The organism is Dehalobacter restrictus DSM 9455 (genome assembly GCF_000512895.1).
GTDB lineage: Bacteria > Bacillota > Desulfitobacteriia > Desulfitobacteriales > Syntrophobotulaceae > Dehalobacter > Dehalobacter restrictus.
Window position 1 is genome coordinate 1,638,193 of the sequence record NZ_CP007033.1, and the last position, 18,213, is coordinate 1,656,405.

The following is an 18,213-nucleotide window of genomic DNA, read 5'->3' on the forward strand; positions in this document are numbered from 1 at the left end:
TTATCTATTACCAATTGTTTTCCATATAAATTATTTTCCATATAAATTGCTAAAATCCTGCTTACTTTTTCTTTTAACAGAAAATCTTGACGATTTACAGGGAAATTTCAATGACATGGTTTTTCCCGTCGTTGCTTAACGCAATTGGAAAATGATCCTGGACTTTATCATCGACTTTAATTTTGGTAAACGTCATACTTTCACCAGTTTCGGCACCTGCCGGCTGCCGGCAGGTTACCGTAATTTGATACGTTGAATTTTTATGCCGGTAGGTCAGGGAGTATGACTCCCAGTTAGACGGGACACACGGGGTTAACGACAGTTTATCCCCTGCAATCTGCAACCCGAGAATACCCTCCAGTGCCGCCTGATACATCCATCCGGCAGCGCCGGTGTACCAAGTCCATCCGCCTCTTCCGACATTCGGCTGAACCGCATAGACATCGGCAGCAATTACATAGGGCTCTGCCTTATATTGACTGACTTCAATACCGGTACGGGCATGGTTGACCGGATTCAGCATTTGAAACAGCTCCATCGCCTTATCCCTGCTACCAAGTTTACTGAACGCCAAAATTGCCCAGGCAGCCGCATGTGTATATTGTCCGCCATTCTCTCTGACTCCGGGAATATAGGCTTTAATATACCCGGGGTTTTTATCTGTTTTATCAAACGGCGGTGTCAACAGTTTTAACAAGGCTGCCTCCTTATCCCACAGATATCTTTCTACCGCCAGCATGGCATCTGCTGCTCTGCTCTTTAAGGCACTGCCGGACAGTATAGACCAGGACTGGGCAATCGCATCAATTTGACACTCGGAGTTTGTGATTGAACCTACCGGAGACCCGTCATCATAATAAGCGCGCCTGTACCAGGAGCCGTCCCAGCCATGTTTCTCCATATTAACCTGCAGCTCATCGAGGATTCCGGTATATTTTTCAACTCTTTCGTTATCATCCTTTCTGGCACAAATCGGGATGAACCTTTTAAGAACTGCCAGGATAAACCAGCCAAGCCAGACACTTTCTCCATTTCCTTCCCTGCCAATCGCGCTAAATCCGTCATTCCAGTCCCCGGTCCCAATCAGAGGCAAACCGTGCCCGCCAAATCGCAGGCTGCGGTCTATCGCCCGTACACAGTGTTCATATACTGAACCACTCTGCTCTGAGGTCTCTGGAACGGCATAACGTTCGTCTTCGTTTTCCCCAAGTGCTTCAAGTTTTAGAAAGCTTGTTTTCTCTTCTAAAATACTGAAATCTTCGGTATGTTCCAGATAGTCTGCTGTTACGTAAGGCAGCCACAATAGGTCATCTGAGAATTTTGTCCTGATTCCTTTGCCGGTCTCCGAATGCCACCAGTGCTGTACATCTCCCTCCGGAAACTGTCTGGAGCTGTGCAGGATAATCTGCTTGCGTGTTATTTCCGGTTTGATGACGGCCAGGGGCATGACATCCTGAAGCTGATCCCTATAGCCGTAAGCCCCCCCTGTTTGATAGAATCCTGATCTGGCCCAAATCCTGCAGACAATGGTCTGATAGAGCAGCCAACGGTTTACCAGTAGATCAAAGGACGGCTCCGGAGTTGAGATCTGAATACGTGACAAAACATCATCCCAATAGTGGCTCACATCCTGAAATGCCTCTTCGATTCTGTCCGGACTGCGAAAAGCTTGAACCAAGGAAAGTGCCTTTTCTCTATTTTGTTCATCCCCAAGCAGAAAATAGACCGTTTTTTCTTCTCCGGGATCCAAGGTTACTTGAAGCTGCAGGACTGCACAAGGATCAATATTCGTACCCATCTTGCCTGAAAGACAAGACAATATCCCTTTCGGTTTTGTCAGGCTGCCGCCTACACCAAGAAATTCAATACGGTCTGATGTTGACGATAGATAATCCGCACCGAAACCGGTAATAAAGGCTGCTCTTCCGGCAAACTCTTCCTGGTAGACATTCTGGCAGAAGATGGTTTTATCGTGCAGCTCGGTGAGCAAATAAGGCATGTTTTGTTCCCTGTTTACCCCCAGCACCCATTCCAAATAATAATAGAGTGAGAGACGTTTCGGCAGCGTATTTTTATTGGTCAGCCTCAACGCTGTAATTTTCAGATTCTGTCCTAGCGGGATAAAGACCCTCGTCTCCTGGTTAATTCTGAAGCTGGAATGTTCAAAGACCGTGTACCCCTGACCATGCCTGATAAGATAAGGCTGACTGTCCCTGACTGGCTGCGGCAGAGGTGACCAGTAGTCTTGGGAATCTTCATCCTTGATAAAGACAGCCTCCCCGCTGACATCGAGCAGCGGATCGTTTGACCACGGGGATAGTTTATACTCCCTGCTGTTTTGGGACCAGGTATAGCTCGCCCCTGCTTCAGAAATGATTGTCCCAAATTTTTCATTCGCGATAACATTGACCCAGGGCAACGGGGTTGGCTGATTTTCCTCATTGATGATTACATATTCTTTTCCGTTGTCCGTAAATCCGCCATAGCCGTTAAAGAACTTAAGGCCTTCTGTCTTTTTACTCTCCAAGACAGTGCGGTGCGTTTTACTTACATTCTGTACAGGCAGGCTGTCTTTTTCTAACCGCCCGTTGGTAATACGGTTGCCTGCGATTTGTTCTATTGTGATTCTTTCGCCAGAAGTTTGTTCACCGGCAGCCGGCTCGTCTATGATCTTTTCACCAGCTCGCAGACACTTCATGATCTGGTGGTTTAAAGATCCGTTTTCGCCGGAAAATATGACGCTGGCGACGGTATGAAGCAAAACGTCATCCTCCGCGGAAAGCTGATCTTTTTTCAGAAGAAATACGCCTCCGGGTTTATTGACAAGTTTCCGAACATGGCTGATGCTGATTTTTTCCATAATAACTTCCTGGATCGCCTGGAAGTATCCCGTTTCGTCCTCATTGAAAATAACCAAGTCGATGTAGAGGCCTTTGATTTTCCAATATTCATGAATGGTCAGGATTTGATCCACCAGCTTGAGCTGGCTGCTGTCCTGAATCTTCAGCATGACAACCGGCAGGTCTCCTGATATGCCATGAGACCAGAGAGAGGTTTGTCCAAGCTGATTAGATGCTGCGGGGCTTTTCTGGATTGGGCAGCCATAGATGACCTGCCCGGCCAGACTGGAAATCATATTGGCTTCTCCAAAAGACAGTTGAAGGTTCGTTAATTCCATCAGATTTTGCGACCATGCCAATTCCTTGGCTTGCGTGATCACATAGCCACTGCGGTATTTCTGGGCAAGCTGAAGGACAGATTCCAGCTTATTGCCGTATCCGGTCAGGAAATAGACAGATACCGTTCTTCCCGGATCAATTCTCACCCTGGCCCGCAGACTTAAGATTGGATCAAGAACCGCTCCTACCGAATTGGACAAAGGCTGGTTAATATCCATGACCCTAGGATCGGCCAACGTTCGTCCGCGTCCAATAAATTTGACTCTGTCTGTCTCATACTCGGTTTCCCCAAACATATTTCCTTCACTGAACAAGGTATGCATCATATAATGTTCAGCGTTGTGCAAATGCCGCGGCCGCCGAAAAGCGACAAGGGTATTATTTTCATACTTTGTCTGGATGAACAGCTTGCTGAAGGCGGGATGAGCCATATCCGCCGAGATTTCATCCAAAGCAACTTCCACATAACTTGTCAGCTGGAGATCCCTGGAATAACTGCTTTGATTGGTCAGCGTGATTTTCCTGATCTCTACAGTATCCTCAGGGGCGACGAATACATCTGTCTGCGTGATGATATTTCCGTCTTTGCGGATATACTTGACCGTATTCGGGAAACAGGTTACCTTGTATTCCTCAGGCTGCGTCTGTACCGGTTTGGCTGTAGCCGACCAAAGATTTCCCGAATTAAGATTTTGGACATAGAAAAATGTTCCGTACCTGTCCATGGCGGGATCTTTGCGCCAGCGGGTCAGAAAAAGATGATTATACTGACTGTAGCCTGTACCGGAAAGCGTAAGCATGACGGCATATTCCCGGTTCGAAATGAAACTGCAGCGCGGAACCCGGGTATTCGGACTCAGGTAGACCACAGGTTTCTCTCCGAGTTTGCAGGAAATAGCGCGGACTTCCTTTTCCCCGGTTTCTTCGATGATCGGATTAAACGTATATTCTTTCAACGGAACCTGCTCCTGCAGCAGCATTTCAATCGATTTAATGACCGGTTCCCGGTGGAAGCGCTCCTGCATCCTGTTTGCTTCAAGGACATTCCCTAAGGCGATCAGGCTCATCCCCTGATGGTGAGACATATAGCTCTTGACGATGCTGGATTCCTCATTATACGGAACTCTGCTTTTGGTATAGTCAATCGCTTCAAACAGTCCGAATACACCGTTATAACCTTTATTTTTCATCAAATGGAGGTTTTCCATACTTGCTTTAAAATCAATCGGCAGCGCCATAAAAGTCGAATACGGGGATATGACCATATCCTTGGACAATCCTCTTTTCAGGCCTAAGCCCGGAACGCCAAAAGCTTTATATTGGTAATTATTCTGGATATCAAAACAGAAAAATCCCGATTCGGATATCCCCCATGGCATTTTGGCCTTTTCCGCATGCGCCTGTTGAATCTTTACCACAGAGCGATAGGATTCATCAAGGAGCGTTCCACGATAGTTCTTAAACAGAATAGAAGGCATTAAAAACTCAAACATGGTTCCACTCCAGGATACCAGACAGCGCCTGCCGTTTATTCTGGTCAGCGGCCGGGCCATCTTAAACCAGTGGCTTTGAGGCACATCCCCTTTGGCGATCGCCAACAGACTGGTCTGCCGGGCTTCCGAGGCCAGCAAGTCATAATAAGATTTATCCCGTTTTCGCTCTGTTAAATTGTAGCCGATCGTAAACAGCTTGATCTGGTCGTCAAACAAGGGCTTGAAGTTCATTCTGTACACTAAATGATGAAGATCTTTCTGTAGCTTCCCAGCACGGAGCAAAGTCAAAACAGCTCGTTTAAGTCCGCGATAGAGATAAGGCTGTAATTCCTTACCGGTGGTTTCTGGATTGTTCAGCAAGCCCAGATATTCCCGAATAAGAGATTTGACCGGGTACTGTCCGAGCTTTCGCAAAGAATCAGGCAGGTTAGGCAGGGTCAGGAACGGGAAAAAATATTCCAGCGCATTTTTTTGGTCTTGAAGCATCCGAGCCAGAGCCTCCGGCCAAAAATCTTTTGTGATCAGCCTGAGGTCTGTTTCGGGTTTCTCAGCCGTATTTCCGTTTTGATCTGCGGAATTCCTGAAACGATTGCGCGTCAGTTTTGCCCATTTGTCTACGAATGCATAACAAGTTTGAAGGTCTGTTATTCCTGCGCAAGCTCCGACTTTTTCAGCTCGCTCGCTTGCCATGATAGCTTTCAATTCTGTGCCAAAAGATTCCCTGACGTCAGGATCAACCGTGCCGGCATTCTCCTGACTCAGCAGATAAGTATCCATGAACCCCTGCAGCATGTTTTGCCCGATCAGTGGTTTCCCTGAAATTTCGGCCAGGCCGTTTTTTAGCGCGATCATATAGCCTGCCATGTTGCCGCTGTCAACCGTTGAAATATAGATCGGGTGAAGCGGTTCCAGCGTCTGCGTATCGTACCAGTTATAGATATGCCCATTCCATTTTGGCATTCCTTGGATCGTCCGGAGCGTATTCCTGACCCGGCTCAGCATTCTTTCCGTGCTTACATAGCCGAGATCTCCGGCTGTAAGGTTAGCCAGCAGCGCCAGCCCGATGTTGGTAGGTGATGTCCTGCAGGCCTCTCCTTTATGCGGTTCCATCTGGATATTATCCGGAGGCAGATAATTGTTTTCCGCATTGACAAAAAGATCAAAATAAGCCCAGACCTGCCGAGAGAACATACGAAGCACCCGGCGGTCTTCGGAAGAAATCCCTGTGATAGAATCGGTATAGGGCAGACTCATTCGGTAGGCAAGCCATGGCGACGCCAGCCAGCTGATCAACAAGATTGTTAGGATTATCCCGGTAAGCAAGCTCACATAAAAATAACCGAATAGAAAGAAAAGGCTCATCACGATGCCGCGCACCATTCTATGATAAAAATTCCAGGGGTCTAACTGAAGATACGTTTCAGAATCTGCAGCCGTCTCCCATTCGAGTAAATTGCGTTTGGTGATGATTTGTCTCCCAAGACTCCTAAATACGGCATCCAGTTGATTATACGCTTGATACGGCAGCACCGCGATGCTGAACAGGATCTGGCTGATTCCTAGTTTTAGCTCAAACTTAAAGATCCTGAAGGTTATACTGCGGTCGATGAGGCGTCCGCCAATGTTCAGAAGCAGCGGTAAACTCAAACTCAGCAGGACTAAAATCGCCAGCTGGCTGAAGAACTGATGCAACACGGTAACGGCTAAAAAAAGAATAATTATCTGAAAAGGCGTTTCCAGGCTCCGTCTGAGATTGTCAAAAATCTTCCAGCGGGATACAGCGGAAAAGTCCTGCTGAAACATATAACGCGCAATTTGCCAGTCTCCCCTTATCCAACGATGCGCCCTTTTGGTATGCGACAGAAATTTGGTCGGATATCCGTCAAAAAACTCAATATCCGTCGCTAAGGCTGTACGCGCATAGAGACCTTCAATTAAGTCGTGACTCAGGATCCTATTATCCGGAAAGGCATTTTGGGTTACGGCGTGAAATACTTTCAGATCATAAATGCCTTTGCCTGTGAATATTCCTTCGCCAAAGAGATCCTGATAGATATCTGAAATCGCGCAGGTATAAGGATCAATGCCTGCTGTTCCGGTGAACACCCTGGCAAAAGGCGAAGCAAACGCGCTTGCCGCCGTGAGACCGATCCGTGGCTGAATAATACCATAGCCATAGGCGATACTTTTGCCGTTGTCAGCCAGTCTTGCTTCATTCATCGGATGCGCAATTGTACCAATCAGCTTGCGTGCAGAATCTCTGGGCAATATTGTATCGGCATCCAGTGTGATAACATAGCGGATTCCTTGCATGGCTTCCGGCTTTCCTGTCCGGATAAAGTAACTCGTCTCTCCTTCGTTCAGAAGCAGCCGGTTGAATTCAATCAGCTTTCCCCTTTTTCTTTCCCATCCCATCCAGACCTTATCTTTTTCGTTCCATTTTCTTTCTCTGTGAAAATAGAAAAAACGCTCCTCCCCATATTTGTCATTCAGTCTTGCCGCCGCTTTGACACCCGCCTGAATGATTTCATCATCCCCGGTCTGTTTGGCCGCAGGGGCATCTGCAAAATCACCGAGAACGGCAAAACACAGGTTCTGATCCCGGTTGCTTAAATAGTGTGTCTCCAGTTGTTTCATTTGCTGCCGGACTTTGGACGGATGATTGAAAATTGCCGGGATCACAACAATTGTTTTGTATTGTTCCGGTATCCCGTTATCCAGGTACAATTTCGGCAGAAAGTTCGGAGACAGCATCCTGCAGAACAGACGATTAATGAGACAGACAGCCATGCCATTGATCAGGATCAGCGCTCCAATCAGGCCCAGAAGCATACTGCCTGATAATACATTGCCAGAATTGTTTTTTGTCAGATCGAGAAAAATAAGAAAAGGTATCACTGTCGCCAGAAATATTAACCCAAGGTAGGACAAGGCAGGTTTTAATTTTAGATAACAGTATATGCCATGAAAGGACTTTTTTACCCTGCCCCAACTGTCGGCCAGCTCCTTTTCCAGGCGCACCTTGCCGGAACCAAACAAGTAATAACCAACGTGGCTAAAAGGCGCAGACTGGTTCTGGGCAGCTAATTTTTCCAATGTTCTGGCCACAATAATTTCTGTAACTTTATATTTTCCTGCCAGACCTTCTATTTCATGCCTGTATTTGTCCCGGGAATCAAAATCCATCTTGTCAAATATTTTGGCCGGATCCTTTTGAAGGGTTTGCTGTACCAGACTGACATTTTCGAAAAAAGCAGACCAGTTCTCAGCGTTAATCTGTTTGATATCCGTGACAAGTTTGCCCATGGCCGCTCCCTGGGCTGTCAGAAAATGATGTTCTGAATTTACGGCCTTCTCCACCGTTGTATTTTGTCTGCTGGCCGCATTATCAAGCCAGTTGTATAGTATTTTAGCTTCTAGGCCATGTTCCTTAAGCTTTCTGGCGATTCTTTCCATGAAAATTGCCGTGAGCACATCTTCCGGATCCTGCCCCGATGCAGGAGGCATCTCAGACGCAGGCATTTCAGCGTCCGTGTATCCCTCAAATACAGTCTTTAACCAATCATCAGCTTTTCTTCTTTCGGCCTGGATATAAAGAATACGCTCAACCTGATAGTAGACTTTTTCCAGCAGCAGTACTTTTAGCATCATTGGAACAGCCCATATCTCAGCAGATGAAAGTGGCGCCTCTTCCTGATACCCGGCAATAAACGCCTTTAACTGATCAAAATTCAATTCATGTTCGCACTGTTTTAGAAATTCAGCTATAATCAGATAAATTCTGGGGTAACCGGCGTTATCCCCTCCTTTTAAATACTGTAGCTTGCTTTCATATTCTTTGGAGATATCCTTGGTCAGTCCTGTGATCAATTCGCTGATAATGTAGTAGTTGTCCAGGTACCATTCTGCTGCGGGAATGACGTCTTCCGTTTCATAGTAATATTCATTGATTGGAGAATAAGCTTCACGGATATAGGCACTTTGTCTTTTAATAACCGGCAGCAGGCTCCGACCTTTAGGGGTAAGCCCCAGCCAGTTATGGAATTGAGCAAGTTCCGAGATCTTCATATTTCAACCCCAACATATTTTTTTCTTTACTCATTATGTCCATTTCTGCGGGCATAATTCGTAATTTGCAGCCTGCTGGGGCAAATCGCCGCTCTTCGCCATCCGTGGTACCACGACATTAGGCCATCCATGGCCGTCAACCATTGGAATGTCTTAACGCTTAGGCTTTCTGTTTATTGAACGCTGCTGTCACTAAAAGTTCGCTTGTGTATTTTGTGCAAGTCCGCAATATTTTGAGAAATAAGTAGAAATAATTACATCTTATAACAGAGACAGGGGTGTATCGAAACTAAAGTTTCGATACACCCCCTTGCTGAATTAAGCTTTGGCCTTTTTAAATTTACAGCGTTTGTTGTATTAGGCGAAAATAGTTATCTTAAGAAAAATAACCTTGAAAATCTTCGAGGGACATCAGTATCTCCCGTGGTTTATTGCCCTCACTGCGGCCAACGACGCCGGCGTCCTCCAGCATATCCATAAGGCGGGCTGCCCGGGAATACCCAACTCTCAGCCGCCTTTGCAGATAAGATACCGAAGCAATCCCGGATGTAATCACCAGCTCGCCGGCTTCAGCAAAACGCTCGTCAAGATCTTCATCTGGCTTTTCAGAGGTTGTGGTTTCTTCAAGCAGATTTTCATCGAGCTCATAAGCCGATCTGCCCTGTTTTTTCCAATGTTCAATGACATTTTTTGTTTCTTGCTCGTCGATAAAGCAGCCGTGAACTCTTTGGGGTTTATTTAGGCCAATCGGGGAATACAGCATGTCCCCTTTGCCCAATAATTTCTCGGCACCGCCCCCATCAAGGATCGTTCTGGAATCAATTTGCGAGGAAACGGCAAAAGAAATCCGGCTTGGGATATTCGCTTTAATAAGTCCTGTAATAACATTCACCGACGGACGCTGCGTGGCGATGACCAGATGAATCCCTGCCGCTCTCGCCATTTGAGCAAGTCGGCAAATAGCCTCTTCGATTTCATTGGCAGCTACCATCATAAGATCGGCCAGCTCGTCAATCACGACGACAATGTAAGGTAACGGTTTATCCATATTCCTATTGAAGTGATCAATGTCACGAACGCCACTGGAGGCAAACAGTTCATAGCGGTCTTCCATTTCCCTGACAATGAATTTAAGGTATTTGGATGCTTTCTTCGGATCGGTAACGACCGGTGAAAGCAGATGGGGGATGCCGTTATACTGGTTAAGTTCAACCATTTTGGGGTCGATCAAAAGCAGTTTGACCTGATCCGGTGTATAGGAAAACAGCAGCGAATTCAAAAGACAATTGATAAAAATACTTTTCCCGGAGCCGGTAGCGCCGGCAACAAGCAAATGCGGCATTTTTGCGAGCTCACCAATAACAGGCTGGTCCGCAATATCTTTGCCAAGCGCTATTTTCAGCTTACCGCCAGAACCCATAAATGATTCAGATCCAATCACTTCTCTAAAGTAGACGGTCCTGGACTTTTGACGCGGCACTTCAATCCCTACAGCCGCTTTGCCCGGGATCGGTGCTTCAATTCGGATATCTCTCGAAGCCATGGCCAAAGCAATATCATCTGCCAGATTGACAATTTTACTGATTTTCGTTCCCGGAGCAGGTGAGAGCTCATAACGTGTGATAACCGGGCCGACGGTAATATTGGTAACTTTTGCGGTCACTCCGAATGTGCTTAAGACATCCTCCAGAAGCTCCGGGTTTGTGCGTTCTGCCGCCGCGGTACTGTTTTCCCTGCGCCGCAATAATTCGATCCTCGGCAGTATCCAGGCTTTCGTTTTGATGTCGTCGTAGTCGTATTCCGCAGGGATATCTGCAGATACATTTACTGATGGTTTTGATTCATACGCCTTATAAAAATTTCCGTAAATTTTTTCTTCAGTCACAGGAGCCGCTGCCGTCACTTGCGTTACGGGAGCTACTTGCTGCCTTTCCTGAAAATAGTTGTTTCTCTGAAACAGAGTATCCTGTTTTTTCTCTTTATCTGCGCTTTCCAACGGAAATGTATTGTTTTTCCTGACATCTTTCTTACTCTCTTTGAAATAGTCTTTAAATCCATTCATACTGACCGTATTTTCTGAAATATAGAAACTTTTATTTCCTTCGCCAAAATACGAAGAGAAATTTGCTCCCAAATGTCCCAGGTGATCCTTAGTTGCGACCGGTTCGTCATTCACAAACAATCGCTCGGCAAAATAGGATGAAAAGCCATTTTCGCGCGCCAAGCTCACCGGTATGCCTGTCTCAGGTTCAGAAGCTGCCTTATTCCCCAACCGATTGGCCTGAACTTCTCTGGACCTGGCGGTACTGATCCTTTTCGACAGTTCATCTGATCTAGCTTGTTCAGTTGATCTGGCCTTGTCAACTGGCCGGTCCTTCATTATATTCTTTTTCCGCTTATATTCATCATATCTGTTATCATATTCATCATCTTCATCTTCATCATCGTCGTCATCATCGTCAAATTCCTGTTCACGCTTTGTTCCGGACATAAGCCAACAAACAACCGCAAAAATCAAACAAATTACCGGCAGACCAAGCGCGTAATTTCCGAGAAGTTCTTTAAAGAAACTAAAAACGTTGGTCGAAAACTCCTGGATCTCGAAATATCCCAGGATCCCAATCAGAAACATAAAAAAATACAGCAGCGAAAGTGCTTTTATAAGTATTCTTCCAACCAGCCTCAAGGTTTACCACTCCTAACATTTATCGATATCATTGATCTCAGTCGATCTGCAGATATTCCATAAGATTAAGCACGCATTTTTCCGGAACCGAGACCTCTCCAATTTCGACCTGACTGAAAAAGCCATGATAGTCGCTGCCACCTGTTGCGAGAGTCCTGTATTTTCGTGACAGTTCTTCAAAATAGGTAATCTTCTCTTCGCGTTGAGCCCAGTAACCGTAATAGACTTCAATTCCAATCGGCTTGTAACTCAAAAGATCCTCAGTCAGGGACTGGTCGATTAGTCCCGGATGAGCCAGGACAGGAAGCCCGCCTGTTTCGAGAATCAGATCAACCGCATCAGGAAAGGGGTTGCCTTCATAGGGTATATAGGCCGTTCCGCCGGGTCTGAGACAGGACGCAAGATTATCCCAATTAATAGTGAGATTTTGATCACGTTCAGTTTTATTCCAGATCGCGTAAATAATATGAGACTTGCTGACGACGCCTTCGAAACTTGCTGTATTTTCAATCTCCTGCCATTCGAGCACCAGTCCCAAATCTTTTAACTTTCCGAGCATTAATTTTGTAACAGCAGTTCTCTCTTTACGGATTTGCTGAAGCTTTTCCTGAAGATAGTCATTATTAATGTCTCGGTAATAGCCCAGCAGGTGAATCTCCTGGTTCTTGTAATAGGTATTCAACTCAAGTCCGGGTATAATCCGAATTCCGTAATCCGGCGCAATGTTTTGCGCCTTGGTGACACCGGATGTTGTCTCATGATCGGTAATGGCGACAATATCCATCCCTTTTAAAGAAGAAATTTGCAAAATCTCTTCAACCTTGAGACTTCCGTCAGACTGATTGGTGTGAATATGAAGGTCAGTTTTCAATCGTAACGATCCTCTCGCCAAGATTTGCTATAATGTTTTCTTTTATACTATTTTATTCGTTTTTTACGGCAAAAATCCTTCAAAATAATTTGAATGATTGTTATATGTATGATCTGCCATCAATTTAAATGCAGACTGAAATGTTAACTGAAATGTTATCGTTGACACAATCAAGTAATTCCGATATAATAGCTTTCGTCGTCAACTGTAGGAAACACCTAGGGGATTAGTTTAATGGTAGAACAGCGGTCTCCAAAACCGTCAGTGAGGGTTCAACTCCTTCATCCCCTGCCAAGTAAATTTGAGGCTCAGAGGCCTTTTTTTATTTTTGTATTTATGCTTTGGGGCAGACTTTTGGATAGATTTTTTTAACCGAAGAAAAAAATAAGGGAATCGGAATTATCCGACTCCCTTATTTTTATTTCTGTTTTTTTAGGTTATGATCTTTTTGATTTCAGATCATTTTGAAAGATATGTATCACTTGATTTATTGTTTTTCTTTAAGCCTTTACTATTAAGTCTAAGATGAAATAGCACTAAAACAACTAATAAGAAACCTGGAATAACATGGACGCTTTCAAAGATTTCCTTGGGAATCATTTCATTTGTTAACGCAGTAATCACCAAGATCAGAAGATCAATACAAAGCAATACATTAACAATTTTATTTCCTTTATCCGTATCCAATTCTATCACTCCTTTCATTAAATGTAGGTAATATGTTAACAATTGATTATGTCATTTATGTGAAATAATGGTGACAGTTATGTGAAATTTGAATGGACAAAGTACATTCAAATTTTATATCGTCCTGTTTCTTTTAATTTGCAATTTTTCTGTGTTTTTGATTACTTGGGAACATCTACAAGATTGAAACGGTATAAAAAGATTTTGTAATCCCATACTAAAATTAAAGGAGGGTTAATATGAGCTGGAGAGAATCGCGATTTATGCAAGTTGTGTGGACCGTCATTCGCGTATATATTGGCTGGGAGTGGCTGAGTGCCGGTATCAGCAAAACTTTTGGAGCAAGTGCTGCAGCCTGGGTAGGCCCGAACGCGGGAGCGGCCGTTACAGGTTTTTTACAAGGAGCTCTGACCAAAACCGGTGGCCAACATCCTGATGTATCCTGGTGGTATGCATCATTTATTCAAAATATTGCTCTTCCGAATGCCAAAGTGTTTGGTTATGTGATTGCCTGGGGAGAACTTCTGGTTGGCTTGGGATTGATCCTCGGTTGCTTCACGACCATCGCTTTACTTGCGGCAGTCTTTCTGAACATGAGTTATCTACTGGCTGGTGCTGTCAGCACCAATCCAATGTTATTATTCTGGGAAGCTTTACTGCTTTGGGCCGGGGCAGCTGCCTACTACTGGGGAGTGGACAGGATACTTATACCCCAGTGGAAAAAACGACGACTCAAGCAGGGTATTGCGTAACAAAGTTTAATATCATGCTGCTTCATAATGTTAAAGACACGGGGAAAGCCCATGTCTTTAACATTTTTTTCGTTATATTTTTTCGTAATATGTTTCCCTCTATAACAAAAACAAAGATTTTTCAAATTCTTTAACAAAATACTTCTTCCCTTTGGGGATCACTGTATGTCCCTCAGACTCCAGCAAAAACTTCTGATGATCCAGACCACCGGGAAACTTATCATTCAATTCTCCGCCTTTCTTAAGCGTCCGCCAGTACGGGGTAATATCCGGATTACCGGCATCCTCTCTTTCTTGCGAAGCATTGGCGGCGGTATTAATAAAAATCCCTGCCGTCAGCTGACAGGTGAAATCGGCTTGATGTTTTTTGGCCAGATAAGCTCTGATCTCATCGGAAGTAATCAGTTTGCCCGGAGGTATCCTTTTCATGACTTCATCATACTCCAGCGGAGCGGCAATCAACATATTTCCAGCACCAAACCGCTTGGCCATCTTCTCGTCATAGCCAATAAATTCTATTCTGGGCATATCTTTTGCCTGATGCAGCTTTTCATCAAACGTTTTTCTAGCCATTTTTTTCCTCATAAAAACCATTGACTCCTCAAGAGATCAATGGTATATTTAAGTTTAATTAGATTTTATTTATATTTTAATATAACTTCTCTACATTACTATATCACACATCTTTCTGATTGTCAATATCCTCTTGCATCATCCTCTAATCAAATCAATGCAACAGTGAAAGGATGTCGGAAATGGAACCATTTATGCTGCTCCCTCCTGCCATGATCAACAAGATGTCCGTGCATGAGATCCTGGAATGCAACGACCAGACGGCCCGCTTTGGTTTACAGCTTTCAGCATCAGAAGCCTTAGAGCTTGTAGAAACACGCGCTCATTCTCTTCGCAGCTTCGGACGGGTTGAATTTGCAGGCGGCATGATTAATAAGCTCATTCTCCGCTTTTGTGATTCCCCTTTTCTCTCCTGTCATAATTATGCCGCTGCCCTAAATGACCTGATCGAGGCATTTTATTATTTTAAGAATGAGACGCTTGATGAAATAAGCGACGACGAGTTGATCGGACTGATGAAGGTTTATTTTGACGGGAACTGTCAGGGCTCGCTTGAGTTGCTGCAAAACCGCGAACTGGAAACGCTTGCCCGTAATATCCGCTATGGCCTGACGGATTATTGGAATGTACACCCCAACGAAGATGATCCGGACAATGAGGAGGTGGACGTATGGTGAATTTACTCAGAAAACACGCGGTATTGAATATGTCTCTTCCTGAAAGCGCTGTTCTTCAGTCACTTTTGGAACAGGCTTTTCAGCATGGACTGCTGACTGACGTTGAACTTCAGCATATGCAAACACAAATCGTTAAACTCCTGACAAAACAACTGAAACGGTTTACACATGGCGACAGCTGCTCCGTAAAGTCGGAAACAGCGCAAAGTATTGAATATGTCTCTTCCTGAAAGCGCTGTTCTTCAGTCACTTTTGGAACAGGCTTTTCAGCATGGACTGCTGACTGACGTTGAACTTCAGCATATGCAAACACAAATCGTTAAACTCCTGACAAAACAACTGAAACGGTTTACACATGGCGACAGCTGCTCCGTAAAGTCGGAAACAGCGCAAAGTATCATGCTGTCCATCCTGTATACGATCGGTATCTATCTGAAGAGCCTTTCTAATCCCAGTCTCTGTCTGGATTGTCTCAAACAAGACCAAATCAATGATCTGTTTCAGGAAGGCAGAAACATTATTAATCTTCGCATCAGTGAAGCCAAAACACTTCTGTCTGTAATTAATCATGACGGTTTGACCTTTGCTAACCAGGCCTATAGCGATACGCTCGAAAATGGCATTCCGGCATTTTTTACAGCTTATGATCCGGAATTCGCCGCGCACGAAACACCCGGTTCAATCGATTACCCGCTTAGCAATGATCAGATGGATTTAACAGGGATTGTCTATATTCATCATTACTTGCAGCAATTATACCATGAGGATACGTTCTGCCTGAATTTCCCCGATGAAGACATCCAATGTTTGCTGCGTGGGTATCACGATCATTCCGAGGACTTGCTGCTGAATATTTTTGAGCTGGTATTAGCCCAATCACTTGGCTCAGTACTGGCCGGCAAGTCTGCGCGTCAATTGAATATCAGTCAACAGGATCGGGAATACCTTCAGCAGAAATTATCAAAGCTCCCCGACCAGGAATTTGATGTTATGCTGCAGAATGCTTTGACCCAAGTCAGCGATGAGCTCGCGTTTAATGACAGGAGTCAGGTTCAGCTGCTTCAAGAAAGTATGGCTTCTTTTGCTGTCAGGCTCAAAAATGCTTTGCATAATGGGCGGTTGGAAGCAGTCTTTATTACTTTAAAAGCGCAACCGGAGCGCCCTGCGATCATTTTTGAAGACGGACCGGGCTTAGCAGATGACATATTCCGAGACATTGCCGAAGAAATCCGACAATGCCGCTATATTGAAGATAAGCTTGCAATCATCCGGAGGGAAATTCACAGCGCTGCCGACCTGGCAGATATTCTCGAAGCATCCTGCCTTTTGGAAGATGAATATGACAGTATTTATCATTCCTTAACCACGCTGGAACTTGCGCTGCTGATCAAATCACTCCCGGCGCCCGATCCATCATTTTTTATCCATTCCGGGTACGCGGCCTCTGAAGAAATGAAAGAGTGGCAAATCCGGCTGATTTCCTTTGTTGACCAGCTTGTGCCGTCTGAACGAGCTAACCTGCTTCATCTTGTCAAAGGTCTGACGATTATATAAAAAATGTACCTCTGAGATACCGTCCACTTCCTAAAAAATATTTTAAGCCTTTTATTCATAAAACTAGGCCCATACTTATCTATGGAAAGGAACCTTTATAGAAAATAGCAAAAAAAATATATAGAATGACTCAGCAAAAAAACAGAGTCGTTGCTCTGCTTTTTCGTTTTATTCTTCATCATTCTTTTTCTGCTATGTATTTTAGTCTGAAAAGAGCACGCAATGATCTACCTTGCACCACCATAGATGGTTGATTACCTAGCCATGATCTTTCGACCATAACCAAGCAGGTCGCCACCTATGATCATGGTTTGTTCGACCATGCAAGATATCTTAACAGCTGACAGCAACCTCACGGCTGCAGCCAACCATTAATTCTATAACTTTGTAACGAACTTACAAACTCATAGAATATACGACACCCGGCATAATCTTAGCTCGACCCTTAACGATAGGTTGGAACCCTAAAACAATAAAAATTAATCGACTGCCTCAAAGCTTTTCCCAACCGTTAAAAATCTTCCCTCCGACTATTTGAAAGCCTTTGACCTTCAGATAATCTTTGGCCGACCCGGTTACACCCCCGAAAGAGCATAACAGAGTCTTGGCTCAACCATTACGTACCCTTTTACAATCTTAGAATTTGCATTTTTGCTGTTTTTTATCCCAGGCAATAAATTCCTCACTTTTTCGTTGAGGCATGGATCAGTCACCGCCAAAATCGAATAGATCACTTAAAAAAGATCCCCTGCGTTGCTTCGAATTTTTGCCGTAATGGTCCCGATCATACGCATGCTCATGTTCACGATCATGATGTTTGTTTTCATGCTCATAATTTCCGTATTCATTCACATATCCAGGTCTGCGTTCCTGAGTACTGCTCTCGGATTGAGATTTTTCGATAATTTTGTCCAATTCGCCGCGATCGAGCCAGATCCCGCGGCACTGTGGGCAGTAATCAATTTCTACTCCTTTGCGTTCCGTCATCTGCAATTTCACATGACACACCGGACAATCCATGAACAACACCTCCACAAGAATTTATTTATAGGATAAGCTTATATGCTTAATATTTGTTTAGAAATTCTGTTCCGTATTGATTGACAAATATATTTTGATACTGCAAATCTTGCTCCGTCCTGCGTAATTTTTGTTCAGCAGGATATCCAAGCCCAATCATACATTCCACTTTTAAGCCTTGAGGTATATTCAGCACTTCCTGGATATATTCTTCCGTGGTCTTTCCCTCGGACTGATTTCTGTTTCTGACCTGAACCCAGCAGGAGCCTAGTCCCATCGATTTTGCGGCCAATTGAATAATGATCGCAGCTATGGATGCATCTTCGGTCCAGACATCGGTTAGACTGCTGTCCGCCAGAACCACAATGCACAAAGGGGCTCCGCTTAAGAAAGCTGAGCCGTGCTCTCTGGCCAAGGAAAGTTTCTGAAGCAGGTCATGATCTTCCACAATGATGAAACGCTGCGGCTGAATCCCTCTACCAGAAGGGGCCAACAAAGCAGCCTTGACCAGATTTTGGATTTTATCTTTTTCTATTGCGGCCGGACTATATTTACGGATACTTCTTCTATCATATAACAAATCAAGCATTTTTATCCCTCTTTCCTGTATATTCATTGGCTTCTAATACACAAACTACGATCTATCAACTCTA

General features: G+C 44.6%; 11 protein-coding genes and 1 tRNA gene. 5 read left to right on the forward strand and 7 right to left on the reverse strand.

What is annotated here, in order from left to right; genetic code table 11:
* Positions 1–94: 94 nt before the first annotated feature.
* The 3 genes from DEHRE_RS07870 to DEHRE_RS07880 form a co-directional block, all read right to left on the reverse strand.
* On the reverse strand, positions 95–8,740 hold the full coding sequence (locus tag DEHRE_RS07870) for a glycoside hydrolase family 94 protein (protein WP_019226303.1): 8,646 nt from the start codon (positions 8,738–8,740) through the stop codon (positions 95–97).
* Between the two features lie 376 nt (positions 8,741–9,116).
* Entirely contained in the window at positions 9,117–11,426 is a 2,310-nt protein-coding gene (locus tag DEHRE_RS07875) for a DNA translocase FtsK (RefSeq protein WP_019226302.1), read from the reverse strand.
* Between the two features lie 37 nt (positions 11,427–11,463).
* Entirely contained in the window at positions 11,464–12,297 is an 834-nt protein-coding gene (locus DEHRE_RS07880) for a PHP domain-containing protein (RefSeq protein ID WP_025205777.1), read from the reverse strand.
* A 220-nt stretch (positions 12,298–12,517) separates the two neighbouring features.
* Between DEHRE_RS07880 and DEHRE_RS07885 the strand changes: the two genes are divergently transcribed.
* Positions 12,518–12,591 (forward strand) — tRNA-Trp (locus DEHRE_RS07885).
* Positions 12,592–12,756: 165 nt separating this feature from the next.
* Here DEHRE_RS07885 and DEHRE_RS07890 read toward each other — a convergent pair.
* A complete protein-coding gene (locus DEHRE_RS07890; RefSeq protein WP_019226300.1) occupies positions 12,757–12,984 on the reverse strand; it encodes a hypothetical protein in 228 nt (75 codons plus the stop codon).
* A gap of 239 nt (positions 12,985–13,223) precedes the next feature.
* Here DEHRE_RS07890 and DEHRE_RS07895 point away from each other — a divergent pair, with 239 nt between their 5' ends.
* Entirely contained in the window at positions 13,224–13,736 is a 513-nt protein-coding gene (locus DEHRE_RS07895) for a DoxX family membrane protein (protein WP_025205778.1), read from the forward strand.
* Positions 13,737–13,835: 99 nt separating this feature from the next.
* On the opposite strand, the gene DEHRE_RS07900 is transcribed toward DEHRE_RS07895, so the two are convergent.
* Positions 13,836–14,309, reverse strand: a complete 474-nt coding sequence (locus DEHRE_RS07900) for an MGMT family protein (RefSeq protein WP_025205779.1) — start codon at positions 14,307–14,309, stop codon at positions 13,836–13,838.
* Positions 14,310–14,491: 182 nt separating this feature from the next.
* Between DEHRE_RS07900 and DEHRE_RS07905 the strand changes: the two genes are divergently transcribed.
* The 3 genes from DEHRE_RS07905 to DEHRE_RS07915 are packed head-to-tail and all read left to right on the forward strand — an operon-like array spanning position 14,492 to position 16,540.
* Positions 14,492–14,986 carry a DUF6323 family protein gene (locus DEHRE_RS07905; RefSeq protein WP_025205780.1) on the forward strand — a complete coding sequence of 165 codons (495 nt, stop codon included), beginning with the start codon at positions 14,492–14,494 and terminating at the stop codon, positions 14,984–14,986.
* Positions 14,980–15,216: a hypothetical protein gene (locus DEHRE_RS07910; protein WP_025205781.1), complete on the forward strand. Its 237-nt coding sequence runs from the start codon at positions 14,980–14,982 to the stop codon at positions 15,214–15,216. Before DEHRE_RS07905 ends, DEHRE_RS07910 begins: the two co-directional genes overlap by 7 nt.
* Positions 15,203–16,540, forward strand: coding sequence for a DUF6179 domain-containing protein (locus DEHRE_RS07915; RefSeq protein ID WP_051408103.1), 1,338 nt, complete (start codon positions 15,203–15,205; stop codon positions 16,538–16,540). The genes DEHRE_RS07910 and DEHRE_RS07915 overlap by 14 nt, the downstream gene beginning before the upstream one ends.
* A gap of 705 nt (positions 16,541–17,245) precedes the next feature.
* Here DEHRE_RS07915 and DEHRE_RS07920 read toward each other — a convergent pair.
* Both DEHRE_RS07920 and DEHRE_RS07925 read right to left on the reverse strand, forming a co-directional pair.
* Positions 17,246–17,560, reverse strand: coding sequence for a TFIIB-type zinc ribbon-containing protein (locus DEHRE_RS07920; RefSeq protein WP_019226295.1), 315 nt, complete (start codon positions 17,558–17,560; stop codon positions 17,246–17,248).
* A gap of 46 nt (positions 17,561–17,606) precedes the next feature.
* Positions 17,607–18,149, reverse strand: a complete 543-nt coding sequence (locus DEHRE_RS07925) for a nitroreductase family protein (protein WP_025205783.1) — start codon at positions 18,147–18,149, stop codon at positions 17,607–17,609.
* Between the last annotated feature and the right edge of the window lie 64 nt (positions 18,150–18,213).

Bases quoted from the DNA above. Each gene is read 5' to 3' on its own strand.
- DEHRE_RS07925 (WP_025205783.1), bottom strand. From the start codon at position 18,149: ATGCTTGATTTGTTATATGATAGAAGAAGTATCCGTAAATATAGTCCG.
- DEHRE_RS07920 (WP_019226295.1), bottom strand. From the start codon at position 17,560: ATGGATTGTCCGGTGTGTCATGTGAAATTGCAGATGACGGAACGCAAA.
- DEHRE_RS07895 (WP_025205778.1), top strand. From the start codon at position 13,224: ATGAGCTGGAGAGAATCGCGATTTATGCAAGTTGTGTGGACCGTCATT.
- DEHRE_RS07910 (WP_025205781.1), top strand. From the start codon at position 14,980: ATGGTGAATTTACTCAGAAAACACGCGGTATTGAATATGTCTCTTCCT.
- DEHRE_RS07915 (WP_051408103.1), top strand. From the start codon at position 15,203: ATGTCTCTTCCTGAAAGCGCTGTTCTTCAGTCACTTTTGGAACAGGCT.
- DEHRE_RS07905 (WP_025205780.1), top strand. From the start codon at position 14,492: ATGGAACCATTTATGCTGCTCCCTCCTGCCATGATCAACAAGATGTCC.
- DEHRE_RS07900 (WP_025205779.1), bottom strand. From the start codon at position 14,309: ATGGCTAGAAAAACGTTTGATGAAAAGCTGCATCAGGCAAAAGATATG.
- DEHRE_RS07870 (WP_019226303.1), bottom strand. From the start codon at position 8,740: ATGAAGATCTCGGAACTTGCTCAATTCCATAACTGGCTGGGGCTTACC.